The following is a 20,529-nucleotide window of genomic DNA, read 5'->3' as shown; positions in this document are numbered from 1 at the left end:
TTACGCTGTTTCAATTCCCGCTGCGCCTGCCATAGCTTCTGGCAAACGACATCATGCGACGATAAGCGGAGGGGTATATAGTCTTCAACGCATGGAACTGCGGGCTATGGGAATTGACCTCCAGAATCCACAGCCGATGCCTGGGGTCCAGGGCCAAATCAATACCCAGCTCATGCATGCCTGAGCGCCTGGCATTCAGTACCTTTGCAATAGTCAGGGACTTGAACGTTATCCGCTTCAGGCAAGCGCTCCGCGCCGCGGGTGACATCCCCTTTTTTTGCAGAAGCGAATGGAGGGGTTGCATATTGGCGCCTTGATAAAGGTTGGTAACAATCCGGTTCCGCGCTCCGATCCTAGCCGCTATTCCCGTGCATACCCAGGAGCCTCCCGGCTTGCGCTGGACCATGCTGCGGATATCATACGGCCGTCCGGCAAGCCGGCCCAGTTTTACAGCCTGTTGAATGATCATTTTCTGGCCTCTCTGCCCGGCTTGAATATGGCGGAAGACGGAAGAAATATTCCGGAAAATTTTTCTGGTCTGCCTTTTATTGCGGGAAGACAGCAGCTCATAGCCTTTGGACATCCGATTCAATTTATAGACGCCAATGCCAAGCGAACCGATATCCGGCTTGATGTACAGCGATGAATACCGCGCGGACATGGAGTACAATTGGGGCAAGGTCAAGCGGACAGTGTATGGAACATTTTCCCTGAGCGAACGGCTTGCCGACAGGTATTTGCAGACGCGCAGCTTGCCCCAGATCGTATTGCTTTTATAATTCTTTCGATTCAATGGTCTCACCTCCTGATACTATATGCCGCTCGTATCAGGGGCAATTGTGCAACCGTACAGATAAGGCGCGGATATCTGTTCCTGTCATCACGGGCAGGGACAGGGCGAATCCCCCGAGGCTGCCGCTTGTATAATCCAGCTTCATTCGACAAGCAGGCGAAGAAGGGGTCGGAATGCATCTGAGAAATAGGCTGAAAGTTGGACCCGCTACGAGTCCGGACGACTATATTTCTCCTTCAGGGCGATATGTTATATTGAACAGGAAAATGTTAAATTCCCTTGATTTCTATCTCCCGCTTCCCTTCTGTCTCCCTCTCCCTTGTTCATACCCGACGGCTTCGCTCATCATGCCGCTTCCCGATGACCCCTCTTCGTCCAATATAAGGCGCAAGCGCGAGAGGAGACTTATTATGTTCGAATGGTTCGAAAAGCTGATCCGGGATATGATCTGGAAAGCGATCGCCGATTTTGTGGAAGCTCTTCCAGGAATGGCGGAGGACAAGCTGTATGAGTTTCTGAGAGGTCTTAAGGCAGGGGAAGTCATCTCTCCTTCGCCGCTGATCAAAATCATCGCCGTCAACGATCTGGAAGAGACGATCACCCTGCTTCTGCGGGGGCCTTTCACGTTCTCCGGCTTAACGGCGTTCATGCGGGTGGAAGTGATTGTCTCGCGGGCACGCGAGGACATCCGCATAACAGGCGAGGATCCGCCAATCCGGATCACGCATTGGCAGACGGTACTTGGGGATCTGACTATCGGGTCAAAAGACAAATACAAGGGAAGTCTCGGCTTCGGCTTTGACGCGCAGCAAAACAGCTGGATGGGCCAAGGCTCGCTGAAGCTGATTCCGCTCAGCATTGGCGCGGCCATCTATGGCGGATTCAGTGATCGCGGGCTGGTGCTGGGACTGGACGGGGAGCTGCCCAAGGGCGTTTCGATTCCGCTTGGGCCGACCGGGCTTGGGCTGCGGGGAATCGGCGGCGATTTTGCATACAATTTTGTGGCCCGCCTGGAGAAGGAGGGACTGCCGATCGCAGAGCCGACAGCGGCCGATTATGTCAAATGGGCGCGGGAAACCAGCAGCATCGACCGCTGGATGGCCGGCCCGATTGATCAAACCTCGGTAGGTGTGGGAATCCGAACGGTGATATGCACCAAGGCCGACGAAGGCTACGCCATTGAGCTGAATCCCGTCGGCTTCGCTTTCCTGCTCCCCGGCGGCACGTTTATTTTTGGAGGGAAGGGCGTCCTGCTGAAGCAGAAAGGTTTTGGCGCCGAAGGCTACTTTGTGTTTGACGCAGAGAGCGCCTCGCTCGCCCTTGGAGTAGGCGTCAATATCGATCTGGAGCTGCTGAAAGGCAGCGGCCAGCTGGATATCTTCTTCTCGTTCTCCGACCCCACTGCCTGGTATCTGGATCTGGGTACCGAGAGCAAGCCGGTGAAGCTGGAGGTGCTGCAGAAGATTCCTGTGATCAGCCTGCTTTTCTCGCAGAAGGCGGAAGCGTATCTTCGCATCAATCATCATCGCATTGCCTTCGGCGCGACGCTTGCTATCGGCGGAACGTTTGAAATCGGGGATATTCTGAAGCTCATCTCCAAGCTTGCCGTCTCACTTCATGCCTATATGGGCTGGGACCCGCTGCTGGTGAACGCCCGCATCAAGGTACATGGCGAAATTGGCATAAAAGTGTGGAAGTTCGAATTTATTCTCAGCGGAGATGCGGAAGCGGAGGTATATTTTCCAAGCCCGACCCTGTTCCGGTTTCAGATCGCAGGCAAGCTGAACCTCCCATGGCCGATTCCCGATGTTCCCTTCAGCAAGTCCTTCGGGGACGATATCGTGAACCCCCCCTCCATATCCTCGCCGCTGGCCGCCGGAACCTATATTATTGGCGGAATGCCGACGGTTCAGAAGCAGCCGGTTGATGCCATTCACGTCGTCAGCGACCTGCAGTGGAATCTGGACACGGACAAGCCTTGGCCGGATCTGGAACTGGTCGTGCCCTTCAGCAGGCGGGTAACCGACCGGACGGGCAAAGTGGAAGCCAGCCAGGCGGTCAGCCCGTCTGTTCAAGGCGGCTATACGGTGACGGACGAGCTGCTGGAGCTCGAGCTGACCGACCTGGTCCACGCTATTCCGGTACCGGATGTGCGGGCGGTATGGGCGGATGGGCCGGGCGGCGGCATGGCGCAGCTTCATGTGCTTGGCTGCGACCCGTACGCATGGATGACCTCGAAGCTTGACACCTCAACCTTTCCGCTTGATTCTCCCGCAAGGACTGTGGATACCTTCTTCGGATACGGGCCGCCCCAGCTCCTGCCTGTGCAGCCGCGGCGCTTCGCATCGCTTGAGCTGACGCCTGCAGCCGAGGGGGACCGTCTGCTGACAGCATTCAAACCGGACATTCCGACGCGGATACTGCAAACAAGCGGCTTTACCCTCCGATTTGTGACAAATGACGGCGAATCCCTTCAGGTCTCGAAGATCGTGCTGTTCCTTATTCTCGCCCGGTCCACACGCTTCGTGACTTATCCTTCGCTTGTGTCTGAAGACGGGGCAGCGGCGGTTTTCCAGGACCACGGCGCCGTCTTTCAGAACCTGCGGCTTGTCTCAGCCCGGTTCGATTTCCCGGCTCCTGTCGATCAATTCCGCCTGCGGGCGGCATCCGGGCGTCAGCCCCTTTACATTTATGCGATCCGTTATCTGGAGTCTGCCAAATCCTGGACAGGCATCTTAAGCAAGAAGCTGCTCATGCCCGGCCGGTACCGCCTTCATATCAAGGGCGCGTCAAACGCGGTCCATCCGTCCGGCGGCGGCGCTTCCTCGCCCTTCCCGCCTTCGAGCCCCGTGGAATGGTTTTATGACAAAGATTTCGAGGTTGCGTATCCGGAAACACTGCGTCCTTATATGTATTATTCCACCTTCGGCGATATGAAAATCTTCGCCAAGGCTCAGCATCCCTGGACGCAATGGACGCTGAATACGTGGGATCCGACCCAATTCGGCTTCGGATTTCCGCTTTACAGAGGCTATAAGACTGCCGTCCGCTTCATGGTGCCGTATGTAAGCGGCATCTTTGCGGAGACGCCGCTTAAACTTCGCATCACCTATGAGAGCGGAGGCGAGATAACAGAAACCCTCACGCCCCTGCCCGCCGCCGACGGCGCCAGCTCGCTTCCCCCGGAGAGCCGCAGCTGGCTTGCCGCTCACGGAGGAACCGCTGCTCCCGATCAGGAAATCGTGATGAATTCGCTGCCTGGAGAATCCGGACCGGCCAAGCTGACCATTCTGTTCGAGCATCCACAAAACGGAGAGGTCCGCATCGATGAATGGTCCGGCTGCGTGTCTGCTTTCATGGGCTTCAAGGCTCATCTGGCCTGGCCGCATACGGGCTTGTCCACCTATTATGACAGCTCAGGCAGGCACAGCGTCGCCGAGTGCCCTCTGCCCCAATCAGGCAGGCCTGTCAAATACGGTAAAATCGACCCTGTCCGTCATTACCGCGGGGCCAGCGGCATCGGCAATATTGTGCTGAACAAGCGCCTGCCCGCGAACCCGCTGCTTTCTATCAATGAGCTCACGCCGATTGCGGACTTTCCAATCGTCACCACTCCGCTCACTCCCTTCCCCGATGAACTGGAGGCGCCGCCAAGCCAGTGGAGACTGCCAGCCCCGCTTGCTTCCCAGATCGGCCCGCTGAACGAAACCTCCGCCCTGCGCTTCACGAGGTTCGCAGCAGAGAGCGGAGCACTGTTCGGCCTCGGCGGCGCCGCGCTGGCCGATATTAACGATACGGTCCCGGCGACCACGGTCGAAGCGGTCTGCGATGCCCAAGGGAGACCGTACGCCATATGGCTGCGCACGCCTGAGCCTGTCGATTGGCGGCGGGTGACGCTCACCCTCGCTATCCGGCATGTCGAGCCGGCTGCCGGCTGCCCGACCGGCTATACGCACCGGCGTGCCTTGGAGCTGGAGATTTCCGTGCTGCCCGGATTCGACGGGAGCTCCGCTTTTCTAACCGGATCGTTAGGCGGCATTCCGACACGGCTGCCGCGGGGCGACTACACGCTTAAGCTGACCTTTGATCCTTTTAGAGCCGGACTGCCCCGGCTTTACCCCGGGGACTCCGCTGGGCTGCTGCCGGAAACGGCTGTATTACGGTTCGTGCAGCCGCTTGGTCTCACCTGGCCGCTGCCTTCCGCCCGGCCTCCGTTCCCTTGGGATCTGCCGGACATCCCGATACCGGTCCCTGGTCCAATCCCCGGACCGATTCCTTTTCCGGAACCCGGTCCTTTTCCAATACCTGGTCCTGTTCCGTTTCCAGTAGTCAATCCGGGCCGGATGGCCGAACCGTTAAACGATGCCAGCCTCCGGCAGGCAGATGACCTGGTGCACAATATTCATACCCTGCAGAACCTGACAGTACATGCAATCGGGAATATCGAAGCGGGGAGCAGCGGAGGAAATACAGGGGATACGGAGGATTCCGGTTCTGATGGAGCACCTCCGCCAGTCGATGCCGACAGGAAAGCTTTTATTCATCTCCCGCTGCCCGGGGAGTTTCCAAGGGTTGATCTGACATCCGTTATCGAATCAGGAGGCGATAAGCCATGACGATTTATTTGTCATCGATAGGCTGGTTGAGCGAAACACCGGCAGGCAACCGGCTGCGCTGGCATTTTCCGCTTAGGGAGCTTGCGGACGGGGGCGGATACCGCGGTTTGCCGCAGGCGGTCATTATTGAAAGGGCCCCCCTGAACCTGCGGATGGTGCCGTCCCGGGTATCCCTGTCGATTTATCCGCCGGGCTGGTGGGACTTGCTGGGAAGCCAGTCGGTGGGCGGATTGCTGCTGGCAGATGAATTTAAGCTCCCCGGGCCGGCGCAGGCAGTCACCTTCGTTTGGAGAGGGGCGCCTGCCCGGATCGAGTTTCAAAATTCGCAGACCGGTGAGCTCGAGGCTGTGCGTTCGGTATCGGACGGCACAGTTGTCTACGTCGAAGGACAAGCCATGGATACGGTTGCGATGCTCGGCACGGGAGGGATGCTTGAGGATTTGCGCATGCTTGATTTATTCCGCGACCGCCAGCTGAACTGGGAACGCATCGCTGAAATTGCCGTGGAGAAAAGTCTTGATGCCGACTTGAATACAGCAGGCAAACGTTATGGCCAGCCCGTCACGCTGACGGAGGAACAATGGGCCGATATCGTCCGCACCGGGCAAAAGGCCCGAGCATCCGTTCCCGCGGATGCCATCGCCGGGGAACCCACGGATTGGGAATTGTTCGAGCTGCTGCTTGGACTGCGCTGGGAGATTGCGCTGCTCTGCGGCTTTGCTTACCATGATGGACCGGACACAGCCGGCAGCGATCTGGACAATCAGCTCGCAGCGCCACTGGAATCTCCGGATCACTTTGGGTTTGCCTACCGGATTCGCGACGCGGACAGCGGGGAAACCAGCAATGTGACGGTTGTGATGCCGACAACGGCCGCAGAACTGGGAATTCCAGACATGCCCCAGTATATCTCCGCGGAAGTGCGCCTGCCGGAAGCCGTATCCCCGCAGCCCGCCGTGCCTGTTTCGATCAGCCGGACACTGGCAGCCTTCAAGCCTCTGCCTTTTCTGGCGGACCGCTTTGAAGTGCGGTTAACCCATCTGACCAGGCAGTCCGACATTAGGGCTCATGGCGTGGAGCTGGAGGAGATCGTCACTGCCAGCCCTGCGACAGGGGAGCGTGAGCTTAACCGGACCTTCTTCAACCGCTCCCGGCTGCCGGAGGACCCGCCGCTTGTCTACTCATCCGCCCGCTCCTTCGACGTCAGCTTCCCCGACGTGCTGCTGCAGTCCAGAGCACGGGCCATCGACGGCTGGGACCGCGTCAGCGGGTATTCCGCCTGGACGCCGCCAACGCCGTTGACGCTGCGGCATGATCCGCCTCCGCCGCCTCTGGAATCGGCTGCTTATGAATCGGGGATGGCGCGCATTATGCGGCGGACCGATATCCCCGGCGAAGCAGACTGGAAGCCGGATTCACTCGTCCGGCGCACGGGAGGGAGGCTGGTTATTTACAGGCAGAACGCCGCTCCGCGGACGACGGACGCCGGGTTTGGCAGCGCTGTTCCAGCCGGCGACGGCCTATACCGCGCAGCCGTAACGGGCGTGAATGCGCTCAATGATTTTATTGGGGGCATATTCTCTACCGGCGGTGTGACCGAGAACATTGTTGCCGTTAGCGGTACCGACATTGTCTTCCGTGTTTCCGGGAATGCCGGCTCGGGCAGCATGGCTTTCGGCTCCGGGTCCGGCAGATTGGTTCAGGACCTCAAGCATCCTTCCCTATGGGTGCAGGCGGCAGATTTCCCGGTCGACAATCTGCCGAAGGAGCTGGTTTTCAGCGACCCGCTTCCTCCAGCAGCGGCAACTGCTGTCGTTACCTATATGGCCAGGCTGGCCTATTATGGCCGCAGCGGCCCGCCAGGCGGAGTCGTGAGAGCGGTGAGGCTGCCGGCAATTCCCGACGTTCCGCCGCCATTCACAGCAGAGCTGCTTGGCATCGATTTCTTTCACCGGACACTGCTGAAAATCCGCTTCACCACGCCGGCTGTTTCCGGCCGCTATACCGTTTGGTGGTGCGACGGCGCTGCGTCACCCGAAGAGCTGGTGCGGCGCGGCTCGCCAGGCACCCATCAGGCGCAGGAAGCGCAAAACGGCCTTCATCTGTACGAGACGCTGGCCCTGCCTATTCCGCAGCATATGGACCGCCTCATCACAATTGGCGTCCAGCAAGTGAGCGAGGGCGCCGTCAGCGGATTTGCCGTCATTCCATTCCCGCTACCGGCGCTGCAGGCTTAGCGTTCCGCCCGCAAACCGATCATTGCGGCAGCTGCCAGCGCTGCTGGATCCCTACAAATTATTCCTGCTCATGTTCATTATCCTTCGGAACAGCACAAAGAAGCTGTAATGGCGTCCAATCCATTACAGCTTCTTTGTGTGGTCCCCGGACTGGCTATAACCAGTCTGCGCATTGCTCCAGACTTGCGGTAGTCTCCTCCAGCTGCTGCTCAAGTTGAGCGCGCGGCCATCTGTCGTCATCCCGTGCAAGGTCGCCCTGGATTAAGCGGAGCATCCAGATGGAGAAGATGGAGGCAAACAGCATGTACTCCCTTATAAAAGCCGCCGCATTTATTCCGGATAAATAACCCCTGCCTTCAGCAGCCTCCAGATACGCTTGCAGAATTGCATTGCGGCTGTCCGCTGTCATTCTCTTCGGAAACAAGGGATGAGACATATCGATCATATGATACAGATCCCATAACGGGGAGTTGAGGTGGGTGTGCTCCCAGTCCAGCACGACCAGCCGGCCCGCTGCAAGGGCATAGTTGCCTGAATGCAAATCGCCATGGGAAACAACCCGAAGATCCGGAAACACCGACTGCGCCATAGCCTCGTACAGGGTCTCCAGCCGCATTCGCGGAATAGACACATCCGATAAAGCCTCAATCGTTTCGGCTTGATCACGAAGAAGCTCGCCGACGATCGCTTCAATGGGGGGCTTGGGCCCCCTAAGCGGCGCATGGAACAGATGGTCCGTACTAAGCGAATGCAAGCCTGCAACCTGTCGGGCCAGCTCTACGGCCACCGGTTCCCGAAATCCGTGCTCCAGATGGCCGAGGTCTTCGAAAATGATGGTGTGCCGTCCGGTTTGAAGATTGAAGGAGCTGAGCAGCATTCTGGGGTAAATGGGAGGAAGCGACGGCAGGATGTGATCGTAGACCCACTTTTCTTTTCCCCACTGGTCATCATTCGTTAACGGCTTATAGATATAGCTCTGCCCGGGCAAGATGTAGATCCGTTCAACCGCCTGCCCGTTCATTCCCCGGTATATGATTTCCCGCCTGCTGATCAGCTCGCTGTTCAGCGTTCCGTCCGGCAGCATCACACCCTCAGGCAGTTTGGGTTCTGCTTCCATGTCATGACACCTTTCGTTTCTCATGGTTAAACTCTATTTTCTTAGTCTACCACGCGGACGGCCAAATTTGAATTTGCCAATCCTTAATCCGGGAAATCGGGGAACATGAAGCCATGTCTCGGCAGTGCTGAATATTCGAGGGTAGGGGTTGCTTTGAACAACCGGATCGCCGGGGCTGCTAAGAGCGTATCCGCTCAGGATGCGTATAAACATTCATGCTGCCGCGGCGTATGAACCCCGCACAGGTGATGCCGAGATCCTCGGCAAGCTTCAGGGCCAGATCGGTGGGAGCGGACTTGGACAAAAGAATGCCGCAGCCGATCTTCGCCACCTTCAGCACAACCTCGGAGGATAGGCGCCCGCTGAAAGCAATGATTTTGTCCCCTGCCGGTATGTGGTTCTGCAGGCTGTGGCCATATATTTTGTCCAGTGCATTATGACGTCCGATATCGGTTCGTACAGCGATAATCCCATCCGACGTGCAGAGCGCCGCATTATGGACGCCCCCGGTTTGATGAAAATCCGTCGAGCTCTCCTGCAGCAGCCGCATCAGCTCCAGACACTGCTCCGCCGCAATTGGATGACGGCTCATAATCGTTTTCGCCGTCCTTGCGTCATTGTGAAAATAAAACTGCCTGCTCTTGCCGCAGCATGACCCGATAAACCGTTTGGAATGGAACTCCTTGCCCGTCGATTGCTTGATATGAAGCTCGGCATAAGCATAACCCCGATCCTCGTCCAGCGTTAAGGATTTCAATTCATCGAATGTCCGGATTACGCCTTCGGAGGCGAGAAACCCGACAATCATATCCTGCAAATCGCTTGGCGTGCATACGATTGTGGCAAATTCCTCGCCATCCAGACGGACAGTCAGCGGCATCTCCGTCGCGATTTCGTCATCCTGCTCCTCATGCTGACCGCCGTTGAACCGGATGACGCGCCATCCGGTAGTTACCTTGTTATCCACGCGCTGCACCTCCTTTCTGCCAACGCCTTTATAAGGCCGATGATTCACTGCCGGAACAAGTGGAAGACATATTCACATGCACAGCCAGTCTATTGGGCCGGCCGGACGTTCGGGAACAGCTCATATCAAGCCTTGTTTACCTGCCGGTTTCCTGGCAAAATGCCAGCTGTACGATCAAGACGGTATATCCATCTCCAGCTCATCAATCCGCTTCTCGACATATTTGGTATCCTTCAGCGCATGGAAGGTCTCGGCCTTCTCGATGACAACCGAGGTATTATATTCGGGAATACCCGCTTTCGGCTCATAGACGCCCTTGTGGAACAGCACATTTCCCTCCGGCCAGAACAGTTCAATATTGCCCGGGGCGATGTCCGCTTTCTTCGCCCGGGCATGCATCAATCCGCTGCGGTTATAGATCACGACAGCGCTGCCTTCGACGATCCCAAGCGCCGCGCAGTCGCCGGCATTCATCAGGACATCATACCGGTCCGCCCCGTTGAAAGCATCGGTATCGCTGTACACCATGGAATTGAACTGCTTGCCGCGGCGTGTGGTCGCATAGAAATTCCCCTCGGGCTTACGCAGCTCCGGCAGCTCGATCGCAATGAGATTGCCCTTGCCGTCTGACGTTGGGCAGAGGCCATCCTCACACAGCCATGCACCCCCGTATTGAAAAACATCGCCCTTCCCCTGCAGCTTCTGGATGCCGTTATACGCGGGGGCCGCCTTGGCAATCTCCTCGCGAATGACAGCCGCGCTCGCAAATGCCGCCCGATTCTGCTGTCCGGGCTTCACTTTGGCCGCAAGCTCCGCATAGATCTGCCACTCCGCGCGCGCCTCCTCCACCCTTGGGCCGGCAATCTCCGGCGAGAAATAAACCATCCGCTCCGTCGATGTGGAGGTCCCTCCTCCCGGCTGCTCGTACCGGGTCATCGCCGGCAGCACAATCACTTCCTCCTGCGCGTCCGCAAGCGTCGATGTGTTCAGGACGATGTCCTGATGGACGCGAAGGTCCACAGCCTCCAGACATTCTCGCACAAACTCCGGATCGGGCATGGTCTCGAGAAAATTGCCTCCGGACGTATAGAACACCTTCAGCCTGCGTTCATGATCGTCAGGAAGCTGGGTATTCTCCAGCGATACCCCCACGATATCCCCCTGCCAGCGGGGAAGCTCGAAGCCCCACACCTGCTCGATCCGTCCGATATCGTCCCCCTTGAATTCACCGCCCGGCAGACTGAAGGGATCGGCTCCCATCTCGCCGGAGCCCTGCACGCCGCTGTGTCCGCGGATGGGCATCAGGCCGCAATGCTCACGCCCAAGAAAACCGCGCAGGAGAGCCAGATTGGCTACCTGCGAGATGTTGTCCGTGCCAAAACGGTGCTGGGTCAGCCCCATGCTCCATACGAATACCCCGGACTTCGCCCCCGCCAGCAGCTGCGCAAATTCGCGCATCCGCTCCTTGGTTAGTCCCGACGACTTCTCCAGCAGCCCCCATTGCTGGCCCATCACATGGGTCCGCAGCTCCTGAAATCCGTTCGCATGCTCCCGTACAAAATCATGGTCGATTGCCGAGCCCGGCTGCTCTTCCTCCATTTCAAACCAATGCTTCATCACGCCGTGCATGAAAGCAATGTCTCCGCCGATATTGACCTGATAAAAATCATCCGCGAGCTTCGTTCCAAACAACGCCGATTCGGCAATAGAGGGAATCCAATAGCCCTCCATCGCAGGCTCCCGGTAAGGGTTGATCACGATGATTTTGGTCCCGCGCCGCTTGGCCGCATACATATATTTGGTCGAGACCGGCTGGTTATTCGCCGCCACGCTGCCCCAGAAGATCAGCACATCCGTCCCGATCCAATCCTTGTAATTGCAGCTGGATGCTCCGATGCCCACGGAGCGTTTCAGTGCCGTCTTGGATGGCGAATGGCAGATGCGCGAAGCGTTGTCGATATTATTCGTACCGATGAAACGAGCCGCCTTGGCGGCGGCATAATACACTTCATTCGTAATGCCCCGCGCAGTCAGATAGAAAGCGAGCTGCTTGGGATCTATGCTGCGGATTTTGGCGGCGATCCGCTCCAGCGCTTCATCCCAGGAGATGCGGCGGAACGAGCGCTCCCCTTTGCGCCTTAGAAGCGGATACGGCAGCCTTCCCAGCTTGCGCAGCGCGGTGCTGTCCAGCTTCCGCAGCTCATCGATGTCCGCATGAAGCAGCTCCGGCCTGATCGCCGGCATCGTGTTCAGGCGCAGCACATTCAGCCGCGTCGTACACAGATGCGGGCCGGTCAGCGTCTGGTCGTAAAGACCGGATACACCAAGCGCGCAGCCGTCGCACACACCCTGCGTCAAGATGCGGTAGGCATACGGAAGATTATCCCGATTGTCCCATACCACCTTCACCGTATCCCGAATGTGATGCGGCTTCAATTTGCCCAGGCCGAACGGCGCCTTGCCCACCCACAGCTTCGGGTCCGGCTTGCTCGGCAGCTTGATGCGGCCCGAATGCAGCGTCTTTCCCATATGATTCATCTCCTCTTGCTTCATGAAATAATACAAAACCAGCATTCGCCATCTTCGGTGGCGAAGTTGGCCCCCCTCAGATAATTGGATCCACGAAACCCCGCTGCCCGAAACACCCTCTAAACAGGTTTGATCCTGCTTAGAGCATGCCTCCACCTCTGTTCGGATGCTCACGGTAAAACCTTACTGTTGCTGCGCCGCTGCTCCTTGCGACTGCCCAAAACGCCCTCTAAGCAGGTTTATCCCGCTTAGAGCATGCCTCCATCTCTGTCTGGATGTTCCAGCACGGGAAAACCTTACTGCAGCTGCGCCTTGATTCCTCGCGAAACAACCTCAAAGCCGGCCGAGATTTCTTCCTTCTGAACACGAGTCATAGAGCCTCGAAGAACATGTAACTTTCTATCGTTTAAAAATAAAAAGCCGCAGGAAAATGATTTCATCACGAAATCATCATCATGCGGCTGGTCCTGGGCAGGAACGCTGCCAAGCGCCAATCCTCTCCATTATAGGGAACCGAACTTCTGCTGAATGTCCTGATCGAATACGAAGATGGACATCCCGAAATCCTTATCAATATCAATATCAACGAATAAATCCATCAGCTTCGCCCCCAGCAGCTCTTCCATCTCGACGGGAGGCTCTTTGCGGTACATATCCTTCACCCACTGCGTGCGGGCTTCGCGCAGAATATGCTTTCCTTCCTCTGCTGCGGCCATAAACTTCTCCACCGGCGACAGATTGCCTTCCATCTCGCAAATCGCCCACTGCTTGCAGAAGGTCGTTGTGATCCGGCTTGGCCCTTTGCCCATATGCCGCTTCCGGTAAGCCTTGACCAAATTGCTGAACTCCGCTTCATAACGATTCATGGTTGATCCTCGCATGCCGGTGGACAGGCGGCAGGTTCGCTGCTCCTTATCGAACGGCCTTAATTTCTCATTATATGACCAACTTATCGCATTTATGACAAAGCCGCAACCCATATCCGGCTATAAGAATTTACAGCCGGGCTGCAAGCTCCTGCCCAAACGTTCAGGCTTTAACCAGTCCATGCGGATCGATAACAAATTTCTTGGAAGCGCCTTTGTCAAACTCGGCGTAAGCCGCAGGAGCCTGATCCAGCGAAATTTTCGTTGCGTTGACCGCTTTGGCGATTTGGGCTCTGCCGCTTAGGATAGACATCATCAGATCCCGATGGTACTGCATAACCGGAGTTTGTCCGGTTACGAAGGTATGGGATTTCGCCCATCCCAAGCCGAAGCGGATTTTGAGCGTGCCATGCTTGGCATCCGCATCAATCGCGCCCGGATCACCCGTTACATATAGGCCCGGAATACCGAGGCGTCCGCCGGCTCTCGTTACTTCCATAATAGAGTTGAGCACCGTCGCCGGCGCTTCGCCGTGGGAATGGCCATGACCGTGCGCTTCGAAGCCTACGCAGTCAACCGCGCAGTCCACTTCGGGCACGCCCAGAATCTGCTCGATTTGCTCGGACAAGTTCGCATGCTCCCGCAGATTGACGGTCTCGCAGCCGAAGCTTCTGGCCTGCGCCAATCGCTCGCTGTTCAGGTCGCCCACGATAACGACCGCCGCTCCTAGCAGCTGGGCCGAATGCGCGGCTGCCAGACCGACCGGACCCGCTCCGGCCACATAAACCGTCGAGCCGGGCTTGACGCCTGCGCTGACAGCCCCATGGTAACCCGTCGGGAAAATATCCGAGAGCATCGTCAGATCCATAATTTTCTCCATGGCCTGGTCCTTGTCCGGGAATTTCAGAAGCTGAAAATCGGCGTAAGGGACCATGACGTATTCCGATTGTCCGCCTACCCAGCCGCCCATATCGACATAACCATAGGCTGAGCCGGGACGATCCGGATTCACGTTGAGACATACATGCGTGTTGCGCTCCTTGCAGCTGCGGCATCTTCCGCAAGCGATATTAAACGGAACGGAGACCAGGTCCCCTTTCCGGATAAATTCCACATCCCGGCCGACTTCGATGACCTCTCCCGTTATTTCATGGCCCAGCACCAAGCCGCTGGGAGCCGTTGTGCGTCCTCTGACCATATGCTGGTCGCTGCCGCAAATGTTGGTGGTCACGACCTTCAAAATAACGCCATGCTCACATTTGCGTCCCACATTAAGCGGGTTCACTCCCGGTCCGTCGCGAAGAATCAAATCCGGAAAGGAAATGTCCTGCACCTCAACTTCCATAGGTTTCACATAAGCCACCGCACGATTTCCAGCCATTCACGTCACTCCCTTTGTGATGATAGGTTTGAATTAACAGGTTCATTCGAAATTAAAATAGCCCTATTATTGTAAGCGCTATCACTAGCAATCTGTGTAAAAGTATACCATATTGCCTCTCATTTCACCACACCGGCAGGAAGAGAACTCGGGATAGTCTGCCAGCGGGTTCCAGGGATTACTGGGCGGCTGAGGCTGTCCTCCTGCTCACGTGCATGCTGCAGGATGAAAAGACGGTTGACCGTCGGAATAGACATTCGACAGCATGCAGTACGAGCCATATGACCCAGTCCTGCTGCGCTCTGCGTTTGCTGATCCCAGTTGACTGCGCAATCTGTACAATTCGGGTGTATGGGCAATTCCAAGTTTGCAGCCTGCGGCAAATAAGGTAAACTTGGAAGAAAAACGATGGAGGGCATCCAAGCTTATGGAACAACGCTTCGTCAAGGAATCCCGCTGCTACAAAACCGCCAGGATTTTCCCGACCGATGTGAATAACCACAATACGCTGTTCGGGGGCAAGCTGATGGCCTATATCGATGATATTGCTTCCATCACGGCATCGAAGCACTGCCGCAAATCCGTCGTCACGGCCTCCACGGATTCCGTGGATTTCCTGCTGCCCATACGTCCGACGGATTCCGTCTGCCTGGAATCGATCGTGACATGGACGGGCAGAAGCTCGATGGAAGTGTTCGTTAAGGTGATCACGGAGGATTTGCGGACGGGGATCCGGGCGATTGCGGCAACTTCGTTCCTTACCTTCGTGGCCCTGGACGAGAACCGCAAACCGGTGATGGTTCCGGATATCGTACCGGAGACGGCGGAGGAGAAGCGGCTGCACGAAACGGCCACACAGCGCGCCGAAATGCGGCGTTACCGAAGAGAAGAGAGCAAGAAATTCGCAGACTTCCTGCAAATGAGATTTCCTTGGGAATAATACCGGCTTAAGCAGCAAGATAGCTGCCGGATCAAAGAGGAAAGAAGGTTGGAAGATGAAACTGCCTGAGATCAGGACTTATCTGTTTCAAGACGACGGGACGATACCGAACAACCGGGTTCTGCCTGTTGTTCTCTATCCTGGCGCTCTGAAGGATCAAGCGGCGCAAACGGAGAACCTGTTCAACCGCCATCATTGGCTGAACAGTTGGACCAATGGCGTATTTCCTTACCACCATTATCACAGCAACGCCCATGAAGTGCTTGGCGTCATTCGCGGATCGATAGCGCTGCAGCTTGGCGGAGAGCAAGGGGAACATGTGGAGCTGAGCGCCGGCGATGTTGTCGTGCTGCCGGCGGGAACCGGGCATAAGCGGCTGTCGGCATCCGCTGACTTTCAGGTCGTAGGCGCTTACCCGGACGGGATGGACTATAATCTTCGTACAGGAAAAGAAGGGGAACGGCCGCAGGTTCTGCAGGAAATTGAGCGGGTTCCCCTGCCGGATTGCGATCCTGTATTCGGCGTGTCGGGCCCGCTGCTCAGGCTTTGGAAGGGTTTGTTCTAGGAGGAAACGGCTAACGCCGTCCTCTGGCGGATAAGCCGCGTTTTTTCCCTCGGAAATATAAGCAAAGTATAATGGAATTTCATACTTTTCCTATATTTCAAAAAAAGTTTAATCGTGACCGCTGAAGTGATAACATAAGGGTTATAAGTTTGTTTATTCAATCAACCAACTAAAGGAGACTGTATATGACTGATAAACGCGTCATCCAATGGGGCATTATGGGCCCAGGCGGTATCTCAGGCACTTTCGCTTCCGAGGTTGCTCATGCCCCGGATGCCAAGATCGCAGCCGTAGCCGGCCGCACCCTCGAGAAAACGGAAGCTTTTGCAGCTAAATTCGGCATCCCGCAGGTTTATTCAAGCTTTGAGGAGCTGGCAAACGATCCCGCAGTGGATATTATCTACGTCGGTACGCTCCATACGATTCATAAGGAGAATGTGATGACCTGTCTGAGGGCAGGCAAACCTGTTCTCTGTGAGAAGCCTTTCACGATGAACGCAGCCGAGGCCAGGGAGATCGCCGATTATGCCAAGGAACAGGGCGTATTCGTCATGGAGGCAATGTGGACACGTTATCTTCCAGTCATCAAGAAAGTCAGAGAATGGCTGGCGAGCGGCGCAATCGGCGAGGTCAAGCTGCTCAAGGCTGAATTCGGCTTTGACGCCGGCTGGAATCCCGAAGGCCGGCTGCTGAATAAGAATAAGGGCGGTGGCACCCTGCTGGATGCCGGTATTTATCCGATTTCCTTTGCTTCGATGGTATTCGGCTCGCAGCCTACGAAAATTCTGAGCTCCGCCTTCATCGGAGAAACGGGCGTGGACGAGCAGTATTCATTGATTTTCGATTACAATGGCGCCGCTACGGCTTCACTGCATGGAGCGATCCGCTTATGGATGAATAACGATGCATGGATCTACGGGACGAAAGGAAAAATCCATATTCCCGAGTTTCTGTCTGCCAGAAAGGCTACATTATATGTAAATGGCCAAGAAGAAGAAACCGTAACCGACGACCGAACAATTACCGGGCATATGTTCCAGGCGCTGGAAGCCATGGAATGCGTGCGTGAAGGACGCACGGAGAGCTCCATCATGCCGGTGTCCGAGACGGTTCAGCTGATGGAAACAATGGATGCTGTCAGAGCCCAGTGGAACCTGACCTATGCGGGTGAATAATCTCGTAACCGCCCGGACTAAATTTCCGTTCTAACAGGAAGTTGCGACTGCTTTCTTCCATAACCAAGAACAACCCTCCGGTTCCGCTGCAAGCAGTGGTATTGGGGGGTTGTTTTGCAGTGCTGTTAATGGCGTGGGCCGCTGCGTATGTATGAAGCTCACCACATCATGCGCCTTGGGATGAATTTCACACATCAGGACAACAATCTGCACTTTCCGGTTCGGAGATAAGGTTTGTTCTCCATTAAACTTCCGCAACAGCTCTATTGCTTCATGAAGGTATCCGGCACATATTCGATTCGCGAATCCGCCACGATAGTCAGCTGCTCCGAAGCCGCGTCGTATTCGACCGGACCCTCCTTGATGTAGTACCAGGTCTTGACTGTTGGCGCATCCTCGAATTCGCGAAAGAGAAACATGTTAAGCTCATGGCTGAACTGCAGCAGCTCACGGATTTTCTCGTTCAAAGGCACCGATACCGTGAATTTCCATCCCTCGCCAAAGGGCTCCACCGTATAAGGAACAGCTTCTTTCTTCGTGTCAATAAAGATCGGTCCTCCGACCGCATGCTTGACGATAAAGGTTTCCTTCATGGACTAATGCCCTCCTTATGGCAGATCGATCAGCATGACGAATGAAGCCTCATCAGCCGATAATGTCAACCGGGATACGGATTCAATCCGCGCTGTATCTCTTGCAGCCATTGGCGTTCCGTTCACAGACAAAGAGCCTTCGATGTTAAAAAGGAACATCCGCCTGCCCTCTTCCTGCTTGAAGATCAGCTCCCTGCCGGCCTCCGGCCTGCCCAGATAAATCGTCATATCCTGCTGAATGCTCGCAGTCTGTCCTGCCCCATCCGGCGTCACAACCGGAACCAGCGTATTGATCAGCTGCTCCGCATCGTATCGGCCAGTTTCGTAAGAGGGAGCGAGCCCCCGCTCTCTGGGCATGAACCACAGCTGCAGCAGGTTCAGCTCTTCCGTCTCCGAGGGATTATATTCGGCATGCACAATTCCGGTGTCAGCGGACATGCGCTGAAGCTCGCCGGCCGATGCCGTCTCCACGTTGCCCAAACTGTCTTCATGACGAATTTGGCCCTTCAGCACAATACTGACAATTTCCATATCGCTGTGCGGATGAGCGCCAAAGCCCTTCCCCGGATCGATAAAATCGTCATTGCACACGCGCATCACACCAAAGCCCGTATTGGCCGGATCAGCATATTCACCGAAGGAAAAGCTGGGACGTCCGCGCAGCCATCCATTATCGATCGAATATCTTTCGTCTGCGGGAAACACCTGGATCATACCGGTCTCCTCCTATCTATATTTTTGATAGATTCCAACCAAATTATAGTTATTCGCCCTATGTAATTCATCCATTTCTCCGTTTCCTCCGGAAACTCCTTCCCTTCTTAGCTCAATAAAAAGCCGTCAGCGGGAGTTGGAAATTCCAACGGCCCTGCCGACGGCTTTATTACTGTTCACTATTCCAAGAAAACTGTTGTATTCCGCGCTTCCCGTACTATGTTCTTCTGCTGCCGCCGCGCATGATGGCGCTCAGAATCAGAACGACGATGATGGCGCCGATAATGGCAGGAATAAGAGCGAAATCCGCTATATTCGGACCCCAGTCACCCAATATAAGCGTACCCAGCCAAGCGCCGACGAAGCCGGCTACTATATTCCCGATAATGCCGCCCGGTACGTCCCTGCCAGCAATCAATCCCCCTAGCCAACCGATAATGCCGCCAATAATCAATGTCCATAACAAATGCATGTGCATATCCCCCTTTTGTGTTCATCAATTATCAGTATTCACAACTGAGTATAAGGTTAATACCCTGTGAGGCAATGGATCAACCATGCTGTTCAACCGAGCCTTTCCCTATTCTATAAGCTTAAGGTATGAAACATGCCTATTGTCCGTCTGTTATGCAGAAAGTCCCAACACGAAATGCCATACATAATATGGCTTACATTGCGAAAAAGAATGAATCAACAATTTCTTTCACGAATAAGCGCAATTTATGACGAAAATGCTCTTATAATGTAACAAGAACAGAAAATGAAAAAAACCTTACGGTAAGTGTTTTCAGGCACTTAAAGTAAGATTCTTGATTCCAGGGCCGGCTCTGTGCGTCACTGACTATAATGCTGCATTATTATTCTGGAACTCTGCTCGTGGAAGCTCTGACTACCAATTGGACATCAAAAACCTCCTGCAGCGCTTCCTCCGGGGCATTAAGGCCGTGGATGATATCTATCAGCGTCTGGGCAGCTTTCATGCCCATCTGCTTGACCGGCTGCCTCACAGTCGTCAGTGGCGGATACAGATCAGAGCTTCCCGGGACGTCATTCGCCCCTACGACGGAGATATCCTCCGGAATACGGATGCCCTTCGAACGGAAATGGCGGTATAAAGCCGGAATGAACTGATCGTTGGTCACATAAAGGGCCGTCGTTTGGGGATACCACAGCAGATAATGGTCGATTTGGGCGCATATGTCCATCTCGTCGAGGTTGGACACATTGATCAAATGATTTTCCGTAAAATCCTGGAGACCAAGAGTCTCCGTGGCTTCTCTGACTCCGGCCAGCCTCTCGTGATGATCCGCCGAATGGATTTCGTCCACAACGGCAATATGCTTATGATTCATATGGGCGAGATGCTGCACCGCAATAAATCCTCCTTTGCGATGATCGGCACGGATATAGTGGACCTTGTAATCCTTGAGCTGATTGAACAGCAGAACACTCGGGATCGCTCTGGCAATATCGTTGTAATGCTCCTCGTTATACGGAATCGACGTAAAGATTGCCCCGCCAATTCCTTTCTCGGCAAAGTAGCCGGCCAAATCATTGCGCTTCTTGGGCAGCTCGTCCACCGGGCACAGCTTGATGCTCAGCTTCTCGGCAAAAGCCGCCTCGCTGATCCCAGCCAACATGCTGTTCTCCAGCTGCAGGGATTGCGCCGTCGTGAAGAAGGCCAGATCTTTGGATTTATTCAAATTCGCACCCAGTTTGGGCATGAAATTCGCGCTGTGTATGATCTCCAGCACCTTCTCGCGCGTTTTGACGCTCACGGCTGCCGGATTATTCATGACTCTGGAGACGGTTGCAATGGAAACCCCTGCTTGTTTGGCGATATCGTAGATGTTCATTTCATTCTCCCTGATCATTTTTCTTTCATTATAACACTATATATGTAAGACTTACAACCTATGCAATCCATACACCCAATATATGAGGAAGAGAAGAATAATTGATGAAATTTAAAATGTAAGAGTTACATTTATGCTTGACAGGACCGCTATTGCCGATTATGAATGCAGCTGATGAAG

At 55.3% G+C, this 20,529-nt stretch carries 15 protein-coding genes; 5 read left to right on the top strand and 10 right to left on the bottom strand.

Going from position 1 to position 20,529, the window contains the following annotated elements; genetic code table 11:
• Window positions 1-10: 10 nt before the first annotated feature.
• Window positions 11-793 (bottom strand): YheC/YheD family protein, encoded by a 783-nt coding sequence (locus AC0YNV_RS19475; RefSeq protein WP_475769511.1) that lies wholly within the window; start codon window positions 791-793, stop codon window positions 11-13.
• Between the two features lie 410 nt (window positions 794-1,203).
• On the opposite strand from AC0YNV_RS19475, the gene AC0YNV_RS19470 reads away from it, so the two are divergent.
• Entirely contained in the window at window positions 1,204-5,409 is a 4,206-nt protein-coding gene (locus tag AC0YNV_RS19470; protein ID WP_475769510.1) for a hypothetical protein, read from the top strand.
• Window positions 5,406-7,646, top strand: coding sequence for a hypothetical protein (locus tag AC0YNV_RS19465; protein ID WP_475769509.1), 2,241 nt, complete (start codon window positions 5,406-5,408; stop codon window positions 7,644-7,646). Before AC0YNV_RS19470 ends, AC0YNV_RS19465 begins: the two co-directional genes overlap by 4 nt.
• Window positions 7,647-7,800: 154 nt before the next feature.
• Here AC0YNV_RS19465 and AC0YNV_RS19460 read toward each other — a convergent pair whose 3' ends face one another.
• The 5 genes from AC0YNV_RS19460 to fdhA all read right to left on the bottom strand — a co-directional run bounded on the left by AC0YNV_RS19460 (window position 7,801) and on the right by fdhA (window position 14,506).
• A complete protein-coding gene (locus AC0YNV_RS19460; protein ID WP_475769508.1) occupies window positions 7,801-8,763 on the bottom strand; it encodes a phosphotransferase family protein in 963 nt (320 codons plus the stop codon).
• 178 nt (window positions 8,764-8,941) lie between these two features.
• The gene (gene fdhD / locus AC0YNV_RS19455; protein WP_475769507.1) at window positions 8,942-9,730 is read right to left on the bottom strand and encodes a formate dehydrogenase accessory sulfurtransferase FdhD; all 789 of its coding nucleotides are present in this window, start codon (window positions 9,728-9,730) and stop codon (window positions 8,942-8,944) included.
• A 174-nt stretch (window positions 9,731-9,904) separates the two neighbouring features.
• Window positions 9,905-12,259, bottom strand: a complete 2,355-nt coding sequence (locus AC0YNV_RS19450) for an FdhF/YdeP family oxidoreductase (RefSeq protein ID WP_475769506.1) — start codon at window positions 12,257-12,259, stop codon at window positions 9,905-9,907.
• A 503-nt stretch (window positions 12,260-12,762) separates the two neighbouring features.
• Window positions 12,763-13,125 carry a Na-translocating system protein MpsC family protein gene (locus tag AC0YNV_RS19445; protein ID WP_210039154.1) on the bottom strand — a complete coding sequence of 121 codons (363 nt, stop codon included), beginning with the start codon at window positions 13,123-13,125 and terminating at the stop codon, window positions 12,763-12,765.
• A gap of 163 nt (window positions 13,126-13,288) precedes the next feature.
• A complete protein-coding gene (fdhA, locus tag AC0YNV_RS19440) occupies window positions 13,289-14,506 on the bottom strand; it encodes a formaldehyde dehydrogenase, glutathione-independent (RefSeq protein ID WP_475769505.1) in 1,218 nt (405 codons plus the stop codon).
• Between the two features lie 427 nt (window positions 14,507-14,933).
• Here fdhA and AC0YNV_RS19435 point away from each other — a divergent pair, with 427 nt between their 5' ends.
• From AC0YNV_RS19435 to AC0YNV_RS19425, 3 genes are all read left to right on the top strand, one after another.
• Complete coding sequence (locus AC0YNV_RS19435) at window positions 14,934-15,446, top strand: acyl-CoA thioesterase (protein WP_475769504.1); 513 nt, start codon at window positions 14,934-14,936, stop codon at window positions 15,444-15,446.
• Window positions 15,447-15,501: 55 nt separating this feature from the next.
• Window positions 15,502-16,011, top strand: coding sequence for a cupin domain-containing protein (locus AC0YNV_RS19430; protein ID WP_475769503.1), 510 nt, complete (start codon window positions 15,502-15,504; stop codon window positions 16,009-16,011).
• Window positions 16,012-16,196: 185 nt separating this feature from the next.
• Window positions 16,197-17,186 carry a Gfo/Idh/MocA family protein gene (locus tag AC0YNV_RS19425; RefSeq protein WP_475769502.1) on the top strand — a complete coding sequence of 330 codons (990 nt, stop codon included), beginning with the start codon at window positions 16,197-16,199 and terminating at the stop codon, window positions 17,184-17,186.
• Between the two features lie 263 nt (window positions 17,187-17,449).
• Here the strand turns inward: AC0YNV_RS19425 and AC0YNV_RS19420 are convergent, their stop codons facing one another.
• From AC0YNV_RS19420 to AC0YNV_RS19405, 4 genes are all read right to left on the bottom strand, one after another.
• Window positions 17,450-17,779 carry a hypothetical protein gene (locus AC0YNV_RS19420; protein WP_475769501.1) on the bottom strand — a complete coding sequence of 110 codons (330 nt, stop codon included), beginning with the start codon at window positions 17,777-17,779 and terminating at the stop codon, window positions 17,450-17,452.
• A gap of 15 nt (window positions 17,780-17,794) precedes the next feature.
• Window positions 17,795-18,493: a pirin family protein gene (locus AC0YNV_RS19415; RefSeq protein WP_475769500.1), complete on the bottom strand. Its 699-nt coding sequence runs from the start codon at window positions 18,491-18,493 to the stop codon at window positions 17,795-17,797.
• Window positions 18,494-18,710: 217 nt separating this feature from the next.
• A complete protein-coding gene (locus tag AC0YNV_RS19410) occupies window positions 18,711-18,965 on the bottom strand; it encodes a GlsB/YeaQ/YmgE family stress response membrane protein (RefSeq protein WP_210039161.1) in 255 nt (84 codons plus the stop codon).
• A gap of 385 nt (window positions 18,966-19,350) precedes the next feature.
• Window positions 19,351-20,349 carry a LacI family DNA-binding transcriptional regulator gene (locus AC0YNV_RS19405; RefSeq protein ID WP_475769499.1) on the bottom strand — a complete coding sequence of 333 codons (999 nt, stop codon included), beginning with the start codon at window positions 20,347-20,349 and terminating at the stop codon, window positions 19,351-19,353.
• Window positions 20,350-20,529 lie beyond the last annotated feature (180 nt).

Source organism: Paenibacillus sp. JT31N11, from assembly GCF_056269285.1.
The sequence above is the reverse complement of the archived record's forward strand: the minus strand, read 5'-3'. Positions and strand labels throughout refer to the sequence as shown.